This window comes from Vibrio sp. 10N.247.311.14 (genome assembly GCF_041467715.1).
Lineage (GTDB): Bacteria > Pseudomonadota > Gammaproteobacteria > Enterobacterales > Vibrionaceae > Vibrio > Vibrio crassostreae_C.
Genome location: NZ_JBFSVE010000001.1, coordinates 158,823 through 174,991, shown reverse-complemented (window position 1 = coordinate 174,991; position 16,169 = coordinate 158,823). Strand labels below are relative to the sequence as shown.

Genomic DNA, 16,169 nt, shown 5'->3' with positions numbered 1-16,169 from the left:
ATTAAAATTAATTGTTTTAATTATAACTATGAATAATATGGGATTGATTTGTGGCTGATTTTAACTGGAAAGGAATTGACCTTAACTTATTGATTGCACTGCAAGCTCTGTATAAAACCAACAGTGTTAGTAAGGCGGCTGAACGTTGTTATGTCAGCCAATCAGCGATGAGTCATAGCTTACAAAGACTGAGAAAGTTGTTTGATGACCCTTTGTTTGAGCGGGTCGGTAGCAAGATGGAAGCGACCGACCGAGCGATTGAATTATCAAGCACCGTCGATGCCTTACTCAATACCATTCAGTCAGAAGTACTGTTGTCTAAATCGTTTGATGTAGCAACCTATAAAGGCACTTGGAAGATCGGACTTACCGATTATGCAGAGCAGATGTTCGCTCCAATGTTGTTTGATCTTATTAAGCAATCTTCGCCTTATTCTCAAGTGACGTTATTCAATGTCAATCGAAGCAACTATCAACAAGTGTTTGAAGACGCTAAGCTCGATATCGCGATCGGCAGTTTTGGTGAGGTACCAAAGCCTTATCGAACAAAGCATTTGTATACAGAGCAACATGTGTGTTTGTTCGATCAGTCGGTTTTATCTATTGAACAACCAATGTCTTTAGATCAGTTTGTATCTGTAGAACATGCATTGGTTTCTCCTGCAGGGGCTCTAAAAACGGGTGTTGATATTCGATTGGCTGAGCTAGGTTTCAGTCGAAAAGTCGCTATATCTTCAAGTAACTTTTTAACTGTTAAACGACTCATTCGTGGCAGAGAACTATTGTGTATTGTCCCCAAGCTAGTCGCGCGCAAGGATATTGATAGTGAAGAAACCTTACTAGCTGTGAAGCCACCTATTGATGTTCCAGATTTTGATATCCAGCTTGTTTATAGAAAGGCAAAGCATTTAGATGATAAAAATAAACTACTTAGAAAGTTGATTACTAATGCGATCTCATCTGTGATTTCCGAATAGTTTATTGTGTCGGTTAATCGTCAAATTCATATGAATTAATTTTAGAAAAATCCGGTTTATTATAAGAACCCGACTATACTTAATTTACGACTCAAGGCAGTCGTAAAGAATAGGCTTTTTGATTTACCTAAGTAAAAAAATTGGTTATATCCTCATGATATAGCTTAAAAATCTACCAGGCTAAACGGACTTAGTTGGTCTTAAAGCGCTAGCTCCCCCTAGCGCTTTTTCTTTTATGTCGATTCTGGCAAAAGGGTCTGAATTCTTTTCAGCAGTTGCTCGATCTCTTGTTTTTCATAGTGAGCCGTCACCTTAGGTTGGCTGCTTTCTCTTGGGAGTAATGCAGTTTCGATATGGTGCTGCAGTAAAGCATCTTGTGAGTTAGCGTTGAGCTTCTCTGCAAGTACCACAGCTTGTCGACCAATCGTGGTGAAGTCTTGTTTGATGGTGGTCAGTGGTGGATTAAAAAACGCACTGTCCTCGATGCCATCAAAGCCGACGACCGCAACCTTGTCAGGGACTGGAATCTGCAGTTCTTGCAGTGCGCGTAAAACCCCTAATGCCATTTGATCACTGGCGACCAACACAGCATCAAATGGGATTTGTTTCGCAACGGCGTCTCGAATGCCAAGGTAGCCACTTTCCGCTTGCCAGTTTCCTTGATGTTGAAACTGTACCTGACAGTTTGCATCTGATAGCACACCCAACCAACTCTGAAGACGGATTTGTGAGGCACTGGATTCGTTAGGCCCGCTGATCAACAAGTATTCAGAGCGACCATTTTCAATAAGATGCTGAGCCGCCAGCTTTGCGCCCTCGGCGTGATCGCCGCATATATAGTTAACTTGGCTGTTAGAAGGGACATCAATGAAGATGAGGTTCAAGTGTTGATATTGTTCTACCAGCAATTCGGCGTCTGCACTCTTTAAAGGCACATTGAGAATGATGCTGTCGACCTGTTGAGCCATCAGTTCACGAATAGCCTCACGGGTGTTCGCGAGATTAGGCTCGGAAACAACAGAGAAAGCGACGCCATAACCCATATCATGAGCCTGCATTCGCACGCCATTGGCGATCATTGCTGCGCCATGCAGTGCCATATCGAGCGTGACTAAACCAACGCTGGTGGACTTGGAACGGCTGAGCATTTGAGCCCCTTTATTGGGCACATATCCAAGCTTCTTTATCGCAGCATTCACTTTGTTTCGAGTGGATTCTGCGACATCTTGCGAACCGTTCGTCACCCTTGATACTGTTTGAGTCGATACGCCAGCCAGCTTCGCCACATCTTTAAAAGTTACACTCATCACACCGTCCATCGAATATTCCCGTCGTTCGATGAGCTTATCCAATTTAGCGAAATGAAACTCTGCTCCCTTTCAAAAAAATGTCATTTGAAACATTAAATATGTTTCCGGAAACAGTCGATCTTGTGCAAATTTTAGCAACGAATAAGTGTTTTTAGATCACGTTATTTAGCCGTTTTAGTACTAATTTCAGTCTTCAAGTTCACTATTAATTTTAGTTTATGTTTACGAAAACAATATGAGATTGGCTATGAGCGAATTTATTCATCTAACAAGTAAAAACCACAGTTTGATCATCAAATCGGGCCGTACTCCAGAGGTTCTTCACTGGGGCGCAAAGATCGCCAGTATTGATGAAGATCTTTTGTTATCAACCGAGAGACCGATCTCTCAAGCACGCCTTGATGTCGATGTACCGCTTTCTCTTTGTCCTGAATTGGGTAGCGGTCATTTTAATGCGCCGGGAATAGAAGGGCATCGTGATGGTTTTGATTGGGCACCCGTTTTTAATACCGTCCGCGTGGAAGCTCAGGTTCAGCAAGCCACTTTTGTTCTAGAAGACACCGTGTCTAAGCTTGAATTGACGGTTGAAATTAAACTGGATTACGAATCGGATGTGGTTCAAAAGCGCATCACAGTAACCAACAAAGGGGGCAGTAAATACTATTTAAATAAGCTGTCATCAACGTTGCCGCTGCCAAACCACGCCAATGAATTGATGACGTTCCATGGTCGTTGGTGTCATGAGTTCCAAACGCAACGTCAGCGTTTTGAGCATGGTGGCTTCATGCAAGAGAACCGTCGCGGCCGTACTTCACATGAAAACTTCCCTGGCATGTTTGCAGGAACGCAAGGTTTCTCAGAACAGAATGGTTTGGTGTGGGGCTTCCATTTAGGTTGGAGTGGTAACCACCAAATGCGTGCTGATGTTCGCAGTGATGGCCGCCGCTTTGTACAAGCGGGAGAGTTATTGTTAGCGGGTGAATCGATTCTAGAACCAGAGGCTACTTACCAGACACCTTGGCTCTATGGCTGTTACAGCAACTCTGGTTTGAACGGTATTGCTCAACGTTTTCAGCAGTTTGTTCGTGACAACATTATTCAATTCCCTACCGATAAACCTCGCCCTGTGCACTTAAATACTTGGGAGGGCATCTACTTCGACCATAAACCGGAATACATCATGCAGATGGCAACCGAAGCCGGCGCAATGGGTGTTGAACGATTCATTATTGATGATGGTTGGTTTATTGGTCGTGATGGCGAACGAACGGCCTTAGGCGATTGGTATCTCGATGAAGTGAAATACCCAAATGGCTTAGAACCTGTGATTGAACACGTTAACCAACAGGGGATGGAGTTCGGGTTGTGGGTTGAACCTGAGATGGTCAGCCAAGACTCAAACCTATACCGTAACCATCCTGATTGGGTCCTAGGTTTGCAAGGTTATCATCAACCGTCTGGTCGTTGGCAGTATGTTTTAGACTTGCAGAATGAAGCGTGCTTTGACTACTTGTTCTCTCGCCTTGATACGCTTCTGACTACGTACAATATCGGCTACTTAAAGTGGGACATGAATCGTGAATTAGTTCAGCCGAGCCACCAAGGTAAGGCGGCGGTGCATGGTCAAACTGAAGCCTTGTATCGTCTCGTCGATCAACTGAATCAAGCACACCCTAAAGTCGAGATTGAATCTTGTTCATCAGGCGGTGGTCGCATTGATTTTGAAATCCTCAAGAGAACACATCGATTCTGGGCATCCGATTGTAACGATGCATTGGAACGCCAAGCTATTCAAAAAGGCATGAGTTACTTCTTCCCACCAGAAGTTATGGGGGCGCATATTGGCCCTGCTGAGTGCCATTCAACCAATCGTCGTCACAGTATCAATATGCGTGGTGTCACCGCTTTGATGGGGCATATGGGTGTTGAGCTTGACCCGGTTAAAGAGTCGCAACAAGAGAAACAAGCTTTCTCTCACTACATCTCTCTGCACAAGCAGTTCCGCCATATTTTGCACTCAGGGCGCAGCTTTCGCATGGATCCTGCGGACAAAAACCAGAACATCTATGGGGTGCAGAATGATGATGAAATGCTGATCACCGTGTGTCAGTTGGCGATGCCTGAGTACGCTCTGCCATCACCACTTCGTATTAGCTGCGTGGAAGACAGTGCGCTGTATCAAGTGAAGTTAGTGGAGATGCCACAAACCAGTTTCCAACTCATGAAGCAACGCCCTCAATGGTTAGATAAAACACTGACTTTAAGCGGCGATAACCTCAAAGAGATTGGATTGACCTTACCTATTCTCGACCCAGAGTCTGCCTTGATTGTGCATCTAAAAAAGATGTGAATCTCTGACTCTGAGTACCCCTACAAATAAAAATCTAAATATAAAAATTATAATCGGCAGCGAGGTATTGCTGCCGCAATAACTCAACTTAAGGAAAACAAAATGTCTATTACCGTTCTGTTGTCATTTTTGTTATTTACTGGGTTTGTAGTCGCGTTTACCTACAACAAAGTGAAAAATGATAAAAACACCTCACAAGATGGTTTCTTTCTTGGCGGAAGAAGCTTAACCGGCGGCTTAATCGCCAGCTCACTTATCTTAACAAACTTGAGCGCCACCAGTTTCGTGGGCATGAGCGCACAAGCTTATACCCACAATATGAGTGTCATGGGCTGGGAAGTGGCCTCTGGTGTCACTTTGGTGATCATCGCTTTGATGTTAGTTCCTCGTTATTTGAAGCAAGGCATCACCACTATTCCTGATTTCTTAGAGAGCCGCTACGACATGTCGGTGAAGAAGTTTGTGACGTTACTTTTCTTGTGCCAATACGTGATCAACATTTTGCCTACCACACTTTACGCGGGCGCCGTTGTTTTGGGTGAAATCTTCGATGTTCAGGCCCTGCTTAATATTTCAGAGTTTAGCTCAATCGCGCTTATTTCGGCGACGATTGGTCTACTTGGCTTCTTTTACGCAATTTATGGTGGCCTGAAAGCGGTTGTGATTGCAGATACCATTAATGGCGTAGGCTTGATTGTTGGCGGCATGATGATCCCTGTATTTGGTTTAATGGTATTGGGCGAGGGGAGTTTCGGTGCTGGCTTAGATATTCTGCTTTATGCTGCGCCAGAGAAGCTTCAATCTGTGGGTACAGAAAGCGACCCACTGCCGTTCTCAACATTGTTCACAGGTCTGCTTTTGGTGAACTTGTATTACTGGGGTACTGACCAATCCATCATTCAACGCGCATTAGGTGCTAAGAACCTGAAAGAAGGACAGAAAGGGGTCATCCTTGCTGGTGCGATTAAGGTTATCTCTCCCCTGTTCTTGATCATTCCAGGCATCATCGCTTTCCACATGTTTGGTGCTGATGCGGGTAACCCAGATACCATGTACACCCGTTTAGTGAATGAAGTTTTGCCTAAGCCGCTGGTGGGTTTCTTCGTTGCGGTGATGTTTGGTGCGATTTTGAGTACCTTTAATGGTGTGTTGAACAGCTCAACGACTCTGTTTGCATTGAACGTGTATAAGCCGCTATTTGGACAAGGTAAAACCGATGAAGAGCTAGTGGGTAAAGGACGTATTTTTGGTGTCGTGATTGCGATTATCTCGGTATGTATCGCACCATTCATCATGTATGCGCCAGAAGGCCTTTTCCAATACCTACAAATGGTGGCGGGGTTCTTCAGTGTGCCAATCTTCACTATCGTGTTTGTCGGCTATGTATCTAAACGTGTTCCAGCTATAGCGGCAAAAGTGGCGTTGGTGGTGTTTGTAAGTTCTTACGCAGCAATGCAGTTAGTGTTTAAAACACCGATTCACTTCCTGCATCAATTAGCGATTCTGTTCGTGGTATGTACTGCGTTGATGTTCATTATTGGTTACTTTATGCCGCGTGAGTCTGAGTACGTGATGCCAGTCAATGAGAATATTGATGTGACACCTTGGGAGTTCCGTTTCGAGGCTTCGGCTATCATTCTCTACATGGTATTAGGTGCTTACGTGATGTTCTCTGATGTGGGCTTTGTCTCTGATGATCCAACCATCATGCAGGTTTACGGTGTGTGCGGCATTGTGATGCTGTTTGGTATTGCAGCACGCTTAGCAAAGCGTAAGAAAGCACTTGCGACCGCGTAGGTGAGTTCGATTCATTAAAAACGAAAACGCCGCTCCTTGAAAATAGGAGCGGCGTTTTTCGATCTTGTGAAGATAAATGGAAGGCTAAAAAGTCTAAAAAGAGAATCGAGTCCATTTCTTAGCTCGCCAGCGATAGGCCATGATGATTCCACGGAACCACTCGTCCATCGCGATTGCCATCCAAGCCCCCAATACGCCATAACCCCAATGCACGCCAAGCAAATAGCTCATGGCAACCCCAATGCCCCACATGCTGAGAATACCCATTTTGATCGGGAATTTAATGTCGCCAGCAGCCTTTAGACAAGAGATAAAGATCAGGTTAAATACTCGGCCAGCTTCAAGAATGATGGAACCTGCAATCAGTGCCGCCGTTAGCGCAATGATCTCTGGATCTTGCGTGAACAGATCGAGAATTTCGAACCGGAACACATAAACCATGCAGGTAATCGCGGTTGACGCGATAAAGCCAACCACAAAGTAGCGTTGCACGCGCTTGGTGATCTCGTCGATCCAACCCTTACCAATGTAATAGCCTGTTTGGATTTGGCTGCCTTGACCAATTGCCAGTGCAAACGCAAAAGAGAGACGAGCGATGTTTTGTGCGTAAGTAAACGCAGCCAGTGAAGAGGTGCCCATCTGCACGACAAAGAAGGTAATGCTGATCTGAGCCATGTTATAAGAGAGCACTTCTCCAGCGTTCATCGAGCCGATCTTCATGATTTTTTGATAGATGGCTTTCGGCACAGATTTAAACTGCTTCACTGGTAGATAAATCCCTTTGCTTTTGACCACACCAATCAAGATCAACATCCCTATCACTTGGCTAATGACGGTCGCGGTCGCAACCCCTTGCACGCCGTATACAGGCAAACCAAAAGGTTGATATAAAGCGCAGTAGTTACCGAATACGTTGATAACGCCAGCAATCATGTTGATCACCATCGGTGATTTTGAATAGCCATGACTGCGCAAAATAGTGGTGAGAACCACACCTATGGTTACATTGAAGGTGAGAGCACCACTGATGAACAGGTATTCTTGCGCATACTGTTCGACTTGAGGTTCGAGTTGATAAAGCGGGATAAAATATTCAGCAACAAGAACGGCAATAACACTCAGTAGCACACCGGCAATAATGGCCAGAATGATGCTCGCTACGCCCACGTGAGCGCTCTCTTGAGTGCGGGAGGCACCGTTGTACTGCGCGATTAAAATACCCGTACCACTGCTGACCATAGTCGAGACAATGATCAGGAAAAACGATATCTGAGAAATAACACCAACGGCAGACACGGCTTTGTCCGAGTATCCCGATAACATGAATACATCACTGGTGTTGAGTGCGGTTCTTAAAAGAACTTCGATAAAAATTGGCCAGGTGAGCGCAACGATTCCCATACGTTTATTTAGGGTGGAATCAGCATTAGGCATTTAGGTTTTCTCAAAAAAGGGGTAGGCGACACTATAGTTTAGCGATTATTTAGTAAACGACTATCAAATTAATGTCCGGAAGGCTAATAAGGATAAATAAAATTCGAATAAGTCTTCAGAACCCAATATTTCAGTGAGAGTGATGAAATTTTTGAGTGGGATTTCATAGCAAGAGCACCCTTTGTTTTTTGTGAGTAAAAGGTTGCCCGTGTTAGCGGAGTACAGCGAATTAAGTAAAAGGATCATAGTAGGCCAAATAGTCTAAGAGCTTGTTTGTTCGATTATTTGGCTTCAAATGTAAAAAAGGCACTCAGCGAGATACTGAGTGCCAAAGCCTGAAATTTATGAGGTTATGTTTTCATTGAATTCCAGAAGACAGGTATAGGTTTGATTTACTCTGCGTCAGTAAAGAAATCGTTGTAAAGCATGTACAGGTGAGCCGCACTCCATGAGAAGTTTGGTGCGCCTTGCTGTTCACCGTTCAATGGGTTGTAGTTCTCACGGATAGGACCGTCTTGAACTAACCCATCGGCGTGGTCAAAGAACGCGCCTGCCATTTCAATCGCATCGTCACGGTAGCCGTAGCTGTCCATGCCTTTTAGACCGAAGTAGAATTGGTCTACCCAAACGCGTCCACGCCAGTAAATATCTGGGCCGAATGCTGGGCTAGAAAGCGCTGCTGTGCCTAGTGGAACGTAGGTATTGAACTCTTCAGTGTCTTTCATCACAGAGACAACCGCATCAGCGTGACCTTGCGTTGCTGCGCCATTGAACAGTGGTGACCAACCCTCAGGGCCTTTACCACGTTCTACAATCGGTTTTCCTGCACAGCCATTGGCTAATGGTTTGTCTTCAATACGAATGTCGTAGAAGAAGTTAGTGCCTTCGTCGAACATACAAGTGTTGATGTAGTTCGATAGGTGCTCTGCTTTTTCACGGAACTCTTTCGCTTCTGCGTCTTTACCTAGAATGTCAGCCATTTCTGCTAGGTACTTGTTATCGCTGTACATGTAGCTTGCTTGGTCAACCGATTCTTGCAGTAGCGAGTAGCCTAGCAGTGTGCCATCTTCAGCGCGGTTTTGAGCGAACTCAACATCCCAATCGCTGCGTTTACCACCGTTTGCAACATACGCGTCTAGCTGGTCTTTATCAATGAAGCCAAATGCGGCTGCATCGTCACGGCCTGATTCCCAAGATGCGGCTGTTTGTGCCGGGCTCTCGATGTAATCGTAGTTGCCTTCAGCCACGACTTTATCGAGTGCTGCTTGGCCTACGACTGTTTCGTGCTTATCGCCACGAACTACAGTGAAGTACATTTCACCTTCAGGTGTGTTGTGTGCTTTGTCGCGTGCTGCGCCGTATTCTGGAACACCGTTGCCGTTGTTATCACGGTTGCGTAGCCACCAGTCGTGGTATGCCACTAGCTTTGGATACATTTCTTCTAGCCAAGCTTCGTCGCTGGTGGTCTTGTAGACTTCCATTACTGCCCATGCCGCTAAGCTTGGTTTGGTATTACGTTCGTTCCAGTTACCGCCGTCGCCGCCGCGCTCTGGGCTTAGGTTGTAAGCCAATAGATCTGGCACGTAACCTTCATCCCAAGGGCGAACCGGATCGTCAGCTTGAATTTGGTAGGCAAACATTGCGCGGATGTTGTCTTTCGCTACGTCTGGGTTGAAGTGCGCCATCGCGTAAGCTTGTTTCCATGTATCCCATGGCCATGTTTGGTTGCCTGAGAACCAACGCGCCGTTACCGAAGGTGTTACAGAGTCAAACTCCATCGCACCGGCTGCGCCACGCCAGTTACCGTTTAGGGTTTCCATCGCTTTTACCGCAACACGCTCTTGCTCAGGCGTCGCATTCGGGTTGGTTAAGCCCATCTCTAGGTAACCTTCCCAGCGCGCTTCAGATGCCGCTAAGAAATCAGTAGGGTTTGCCATGATCTTTTTGATCTCAGGCTGCTCCGCTTTTGCTTCTTCTGCCGTTAATACGTGCGAGTATGTGGTGTAGATGGTGGTTGATTCTTCAATGCTTGCGGTTGAAGTAAACGTTAGGCCATCGACCTTGGTTTGGGTTGGAATCGATTTATGAACTTGGTACTCAGACTCGCCTGAAGTCAGCAGATCCCACGTTGAACGCACTTTACCGAAAGTGACCTTTAGACCGTCGTCGGTTGCAACGATTTGGCGATTGTAATCAGGGTAAGTCTCGGCAATGGTTTTATCGGTTTGCGCGACGCCTTCTTTCGCGTGTGTTTTTTCAATCAGTTCACCGTCCCACACTAACTCAACTGGCGAGTCAGTAGTGATTTTAGTCTCCAGTAGAGAGGTACGGTTAGAAGCAAAACGCAGCGTCATCTCTACCGTTACATCGTCAGATTTTAGCGTCTGAATCAATGCGCCCGGCAGGCTGTAAGCTTCCATCGTGAATTCGACTTTCTTGCCATCTTTGTACACGCTTAGGCGGTCAAAGTTGTCAGCCATGAAGTTAATGTACTCTTCGGTAAGCAGTGCTGTACCTGGGAACCCGCCCATGCCTTCTGCACTGTCTGGCAGCAGGTGACCGTGCCATGCGCCTAGGTCGAAGAATGGGTTAAAGCGTTGGTGGTCATCGAAGTCGTAGTCACGCATGTATTCTGGTGAGCCAGTACGGTCGATAACGTTCTTAAATTCGTTGGCTTGCAGTTGTTCTGCATCAGAACTTGAGCCAGAGATGGAGTTTGATGCACAACCAGTAACGACAAGGGCTGCACCGATAGCGAGAGCTGCGAATGATTTATTCAGTTTCATGATCAATTCCTGTTATTACCAGTAGAAGTATTGCATTGCGAACACCTGAGCGTCGCCGATTTCAGTGTCGCTGCCTACGCCAAAGCGGCTATCGAAAGCAGTCGCAAATGTGCCGTTTCCGTATTCGTACCAAACGCCCGCGTTGATGTAAGAGGTGATCTCTTTGTCGCCGTTGTCACCATCAAAGTTTGCGTAGTTGTAGGCTGCTGAAAGGTAAACACCCTGAGCCGCTTCGTACCAAGCACTGGTTTGAATACCGGATTCGCTGCCAAATGATTCTTGGTTGCCTTTATCTGTGTCGTGCCAAATACGAGTCGCAAAGTTTTTGTATTCAGCACCCAATAGCAATAGTTCACCGCCATCGTTGTTACGAACTTCACCGCCACCCATTAGGGTTAAGTCGTCAGTCAGATCGTATTGGAGGTAACCGTTGACCATGGCGTTCTTATCTTTCCATTGGTCTGCGAAGTTGTCGTATTTACCGAAGTGGATGAGAGCATCGTCTTCAGAGAAGTCAGATTCTGGCGCGAATGAAACGCTGTAGCGAAGCTTGCCTTCTAGGTTTTGGATCTTCACACCAAGGTGTACGTCTCGTGTGTTCGAGATCGCGTAACCGTATTCAACCGTAGGGTCACCCCACCATTGAACGTCATCCAGTGAAGAGTCCATACGACCAATCATGAATTCTGTTTTGTTGTCGGTGCGGTAACCAGCGTAAAAGCGGTTAAAACCACCTTCAAAGCCGCCCCAGCCGTGGCCAGTTGCCCAAGCATTGCCTTCGTCGTCGGCTTGCACTGTCCAGCCTTCCATGTAAGCAAGACCGAACCAATTACCGTGCTCGATAGCCAAGCCTGCTTCGATGTAAGTACCGTCTGCATAACGGCCTTTGTCATCACCTTCTAGTGCCACGTGACCACCAAGGCCAAGCTCACCATAAAAGTTAAATAGGGTTTCAGTTTCTGTTTTAGGAGGCTGAGTATCACTGTGGTTTGCTGCGGACTCTTCCGCGTGGGCAGTGGTACTTAGGGCAGCAAGAATACAGCTTGTAATAAGAGTGGTTTTAGTAAAACTACTTTTCATTTTAATCACTTCTGTGTCGGGTTGTAAATGAAGGTTCGCAAGCAGTTCTGACTTCTAATATGGGGTGCTCTTCAAGGCGTATTGGTCAGGTTACTTACGATCGCAAAACCGATATTAATGATAATTTTGGTGTTTAAAATTAATTCAGTTTAAAAGTGTGATCTATTTTTAGTAAATATTTACTTTGTTTTTATTTTGACTTTCAGTTGAATTTGCAGAGGTATGGCTAGGGTTATAAGTATTCGGGAGGTGAATTGCTTTATAGGCGGTTAGATTGTTGACTCGAATGTCTTCTTTCTTGAAGGCTTTGGTGAAATTTAGGTGTTGAGTGGAAGTGTTCCAACAAATAAAAAGGCACTCACCAAATGCGAGTGCCTTAAGTTTTCGATCAGAGTGTAGGGTAAAGCTAAGCGTTCGCTGGTTCAGGCTTTGCTTCTAGTTTTTTCTCTTCTGGAGATAAGCTTTTCTCGTATTGACCGTACTTCCACCATGCGTAGCCAAGGAAGATCACAATACCACCCACGTTGTAGAAGATGATGGTCATGATGTCAGCACCTGTTGGGAAGGTAGAAGCAAAGAAGCCAACCGTAAAGATAGCGATAAGAATCGATACTGCAGTAATACCGACCGTACGAGAACCCATGCGGAAATCACGAGGAAGGTGATCCAGTTTCACGCGTAGGTGAAGGTAAGCAATCATGATGAACAGTGGCGGTAGCATAGAAGCTGCTGCAGTCATGTTGATGATGGTACTCATCAAGTCTTGCACTGTGTCAGACGCCAACGTTGGGATGAACATCAGTGGAATCACGATGAAGAACTGAATCCATGCCGCGCGCTCTGGAACGCCTTGTTTGTTAAGCGCGACAGTTTTCTCGCCGAAGATGCCTTTAGGGATTTCAGAGAAGAAAATCTTAACGGGTGTTGCCGTCCACATCAGCAGAGAGCCCAGCATCGCCGTGAATGAAACCACACCAACGAAACGGTTCATCAAGATTTCAGACAGGCCAAAGTGTCTTGCTAGCCCTTCAAATACCTGAACAGAGCCGCCTGTGAATTTAAGTTCTTCACGCGAAACAAACACGTTCGCCAACACAGATCCTACCGAGTAAAGCGCGCCGATGAAGATACCCGCGATAATGATTACCTTAACGAAAGACTTGTGACCGCCTTTGATGTCGTTAACGTAAACCGCGACCGATTCTGCACCGCCTGCCGCCATGAAGATCCAAGTGATTACGCCAAGGAATGCCCAGTTGAAGCTTGGTGTCATGGCTTCGATGGTGATTGGGTCTGCTGGCTCGATACCGCCCACCAAAGCACCGCCAGATAACAAGATGTAAGACATCGTTAGCAGCAGCATCAGTGATGATGTTAGTGAGGTGATAGGGCCCAGTAATTTCGCACCGTTATTCGAGATATGAGTCGCGACCGCAAACAAAATGGTACTCAGAATCGCGGTGGTCATTGGTGTGAATATGTACTCGAAACCTAAGAACGCATACGACGCATAAGCGATGATTCTAGGCAGCAGAGAGGTGAAGAAGAACAGGTTAACAAACCAGTAGGTGTAAGCTGAAATAAACGCCCAGCGGCCGCCTAGAGAGCTTTTAACCCAAGAGTAAACACCCGCTTCAGAGTCTTTATTCAGTGACACAAACTCTGCGACGATCAAACAAAATGGCACAAAGTAAAAGATGGTTGCTAGAAAGAACATCGGAGCCGAGGAAAGGCCGATCTCGATGTTGTTATTAATGATGTTATTGAAGCTGTATACCGCCGCGAAGGTCATAGACAGTAGGGCAAATTTGCCTATCGTACTGCGTTTATTTTCGGACATGATGTTCTCCGGTGAATCACGTTGATGATCGTTATAACTTGGTCCTAGAGAGGGAAGCTCTAGGCCGCACTTTTATTGTTATGTTGGTTTGGCAAACACCCGCTTTGTTTTGTCAGGGTTGGCTCATTGTTGTTTTTATAGATTTACGATCGGACTTCTTTGAGCTTTTTTTCTCTGGTGTTTCAGTAAAGTTATTACCAAAACAAAGAGTTAAAGATTAAGAAGTTCATTGAAGAGGTTGCTGGTTTCATGAGCGACGATTTATAAGGCTTGTAGGGGCTTTTTGTCGCTTTTTTTATATGAATCAGTTTGTCTCTTCAGCAAGAAGATTAAAGATTAAGCGGCGGGAAGTTAATCGAAATTGATCAAATATGTGACCTTGAGTAAATAAATTTAGTTAACATTTTACCTTGGTTTTTATTCGAGTTTTATTACCTATTAATTGGTGTTTTTCGTGAAGTGAAACCTTGACGGAATGCCGTTTTTATTTTTTGGCTTTCCGTTTAATTATCTGATTTAAAACAAAAAAAGCGCCTTGGTGGGCGCTTTTAAAGTTGGGGGTAAGGCAGAGTGCTACGATTGCTTAGCTGTTTCTAGCTTTGCGTCTTTACCTGCCTGCTTTTTTTCAAAGCGAGAGATCCACCACCAAGCAAGACCAGAGAATACGGCTGTCATGAATACGTTGATAAAGAAGGCTTGAACTAGGTCAACACCTGTTGGGAATGCAGATGCCGTCATGCTCACAACGAAGATGCCGATAAGTACCGATACAACAGCCATACCTTGCACTCGAGTACCCATGCGGAAATCACGCGGTGTATCGTCATGCTTCAAGCGGAATACAAAGTACGCCACCATGATGAAGATAGGCGGAAGCATTGCTGTACCAGCGGTTAGGTTGATTGCTGTGTTCATCATGTCTTGTACTGATTCAGAACCGAAGCCGTTCACCACAAGCATCACGAATACAAACGCGAACTGCCACCAAGCTGCACGTACTGGCACGCCGTGTTCGTTAAGCTCTGTTGTTTTCTCGCCGTAAACACCTTTAGGAATTTCAGAGAAGTGAATTTTTACTGGAGCTGCTGTCCACATCATCATCGAACCGAACATAGCAACGAATAGGATAATACCGACGAAGCGACCCGTTAGAGATTGTGAAATATCGAAGTAGTTCGCCATACCTGTGAAGATTTCAACCATGCCGCCAGCGTAGGTCAGTTCATCACGAGCAACGAATACGTTAACAAGTAGAGAGCCAACGGCGTACATTGCGCCGATTGCGATACCTGCACCAATGATAACCTTGATGAAAGACTTGTGACCGCCCTTAACATCGTTTAGGTAAGCGGCTGCGGTTTCAGCACCACCGGCTGCTTGGAAGATCCAACACATGATACCTAGCGTTGCCCAGTTGATGGTCGGTGTCATTGCTTCAAGCGTGATTGGTTCTACTGGTTCATGGTTGCCACCCAGTGCCATTAGTGCACCGATAACGTAGATTGCAAATAGAGCAAATACACCGTATGCCACGATCTCGGCAATCTTACCTAGCCAGCTCGCGCCTTTAGTTGAGATGTGAGTTGCTGCCGCAAATAGAGCAATCGAGATAGCCGATGTGACGACTGGCGAGAAGGCGTATTCATAGCCCAACATCGCGTAAGACGCATAGGCGATTACGTTTGGTAGCAGGGATACAAACCAGAAAAGGTTTACGAACCAGTATAGGAACGAACCTAGGTAGGCTGCTTTTGAGCCTAGTGGTTTTTTAAGCCAGTCATACATGCCTGACTCAGAATTTTTATTTGCTGATACGAATTCAGCAATAATGAATACGAACGGAATGAAGTAAATAAGGGTCGCAAGCAAAAAGATAGGAGCAGAACTCAATCCCAATTCGATGTTGTTGTTTACAATGTTGCGAACGTTAAATACCGCTGCAAATGTCATGGATAGTAGGGCAAATTTGCCTAACTTACCGCGTACAGATTCAGACATAGTGTCCTCCAGGGAATCACATAATTATAGTCGTTATTTCCCTATGCTTCTTTGTAGGGAAGAAGCACAGAGGTTTTGTTCAGTCTATTTGAGCCTTGAACGGCAAGGCTCAAACGCGCTGTGAGTTAATAGGGTTATAGCTTACTTATTAAGGAAGTAACCGTCTTCAATGGTCACTTTCAGCACCACCTTGCGAACTCGGTTATCACCGTGGAAGCGGTAAGCTTTGCTGTTATCAAAGATCGCCACTTTGCCCTCAGTTAACTCACGAGTTTCACCGTTACCCAGTAGGTGTTCACGGTCGGTTTCATCGCTGTAATCTTGGATTTGTTCTAGCTCTGATTTCGCTGCGAATTCAACCGTTTCACGACCTTCTAGGTAGTAGTGCACATCGAAATAACGACGGTTGCCGGTGAAGTTTTCTGTGTTACGAGCCACACCGTCTTCAATCATGTAAGCCAGTGAGTCACCAATGGAATACATCACGCCATCTTTGATGTTGCCGATGTTTTCAATCGCCTCTACACAGCGTTGCCATTTACGACCGTCGCGGTAAACGACTTTAAATTGCTCTAGGTTGTCTAAAACGATCATCGC

Annotated in this window: 10 protein-coding genes; 3 read left to right on the top strand and 7 right to left on the bottom strand. The window is 45.6% G+C overall.

Annotated features, from left to right (window positions below; translation table 11 throughout):
• Positions 1-50 precede the first annotated feature (50 nt).
• Positions 51-977: a LysR family transcriptional regulator gene (locus tag AB6F11_RS00815; protein WP_102393200.1), complete on the top strand. Its 927-nt coding sequence runs from the start codon at positions 51-53 to the stop codon at positions 975-977.
• Between the two features lie 233 nt (positions 978-1,210).
• Here the strand turns inward: AB6F11_RS00815 and AB6F11_RS00810 are convergent, their stop codons facing one another.
• Positions 1,211-2,284, bottom strand: a complete 1,074-nt coding sequence (locus AB6F11_RS00810) for a LacI family DNA-binding transcriptional regulator (protein WP_102393219.1) — start codon at positions 2,282-2,284, stop codon at positions 1,211-1,213.
• Positions 2,285-2,534: 250 nt separating this feature from the next.
• Between AB6F11_RS00810 and AB6F11_RS00805 the strand changes: the two genes are divergently transcribed.
• The gene (locus AB6F11_RS00805) at positions 2,535-4,637 is read left to right on the top strand and encodes an alpha-galactosidase (RefSeq protein ID WP_102393201.1); all 2,103 of its coding nucleotides are present in this window, start codon (positions 2,535-2,537) and stop codon (positions 4,635-4,637) included.
• A 102-nt stretch (positions 4,638-4,739) separates the two neighbouring features.
• The gene (locus tag AB6F11_RS00800) at positions 4,740-6,434 is read left to right on the top strand and encodes a solute:sodium symporter family transporter (protein WP_102393202.1); all 1,695 of its coding nucleotides are present in this window, start codon (positions 4,740-4,742) and stop codon (positions 6,432-6,434) included.
• Positions 6,435-6,527: 93 nt separating this feature from the next.
• Here AB6F11_RS00800 and AB6F11_RS00795 read toward each other — a convergent pair whose 3' ends face one another.
• The 6 genes from AB6F11_RS00795 to AB6F11_RS00770 form a co-directional block, all read right to left on the bottom strand.
• Positions 6,528-7,868 (bottom strand): MATE family efflux transporter, encoded by a 1,341-nt coding sequence (locus AB6F11_RS00795; RefSeq protein ID WP_102393203.1) that lies wholly within the window; start codon positions 7,866-7,868, stop codon positions 6,528-6,530.
• Between the two features lie 392 nt (positions 7,869-8,260).
• A complete protein-coding gene (ygjK, locus tag AB6F11_RS00790) occupies positions 8,261-10,654 on the bottom strand; it encodes an alpha-glucosidase (protein ID WP_102393204.1) in 2,394 nt (797 codons plus the stop codon).
• A 15-nt stretch (positions 10,655-10,669) separates the two neighbouring features.
• Complete coding sequence (gene ygjJ / locus AB6F11_RS00785; RefSeq protein WP_048605573.1) at positions 10,670-11,734, bottom strand: protein YgjJ; 1,065 nt, start codon at positions 11,732-11,734, stop codon at positions 10,670-10,672.
• A gap of 406 nt (positions 11,735-12,140) precedes the next feature.
• Positions 12,141-13,574: an amino acid permease gene (locus AB6F11_RS00780; protein WP_050633944.1), complete on the bottom strand. Its 1,434-nt coding sequence runs from the start codon at positions 13,572-13,574 to the stop codon at positions 12,141-12,143.
• A 573-nt stretch (positions 13,575-14,147) separates the two neighbouring features.
• Positions 14,148-15,572 (bottom strand): amino acid permease, encoded by a 1,425-nt coding sequence (locus AB6F11_RS00775; RefSeq protein ID WP_048605567.1) that lies wholly within the window; start codon positions 15,570-15,572, stop codon positions 14,148-14,150.
• A gap of 141 nt (positions 15,573-15,713) precedes the next feature.
• Positions 15,714-16,166, bottom strand: coding sequence for a beta-galactosidase subunit beta (locus tag AB6F11_RS00770; RefSeq protein ID WP_102393205.1), 453 nt, complete (start codon positions 16,164-16,166; stop codon positions 15,714-15,716).
• Positions 16,167-16,169: the final 3 nt, after the last annotated feature.

Excerpts from the sequence above, each read along its gene's own strand:
- ygjK (WP_102393204.1), bottom strand. The coding sequence starts at position 10,654 with ATGAAACTGAATAAATCATTCGCAGCTCTCGCTATCGGTGCAGCCCTT.
- AB6F11_RS00795 (WP_102393203.1), bottom strand. The coding sequence starts at position 7,868 with ATGCCTAATGCTGATTCCACCCTAAATAAACGTATGGGAATCGTTGCG.
- AB6F11_RS00775 (WP_048605567.1), bottom strand. The coding sequence starts at position 15,572 with ATGTCTGAATCTGTACGCGGTAAGTTAGGCAAATTTGCCCTACTATCC.
- AB6F11_RS00810 (WP_102393219.1), bottom strand. The coding sequence starts at position 2,284 with ATGAGTGTAACTTTTAAAGATGTGGCGAAGCTGGCTGGCGTATCGACT.
- AB6F11_RS00805 (WP_102393201.1), top strand. The coding sequence starts at position 2,535 with ATGAGCGAATTTATTCATCTAACAAGTAAAAACCACAGTTTGATCATC.
- AB6F11_RS00770 (WP_102393205.1), bottom strand. The coding sequence starts at position 16,166 with ATGATCGTTTTAGACAACCTAGAGCAATTTAAAGTCGTTTACCGCGAC.
- ygjJ (WP_048605573.1), bottom strand. The coding sequence starts at position 11,734 with ATGAAAAGTAGTTTTACTAAAACCACTCTTATTACAAGCTGTATTCTT.
- AB6F11_RS00800 (WP_102393202.1), top strand. The coding sequence starts at position 4,740 with ATGTCTATTACCGTTCTGTTGTCATTTTTGTTATTTACTGGGTTTGTA.
- AB6F11_RS00780 (WP_050633944.1), bottom strand. The coding sequence starts at position 13,574 with ATGTCCGAAAATAAACGCAGTACGATAGGCAAATTTGCCCTACTGTCT.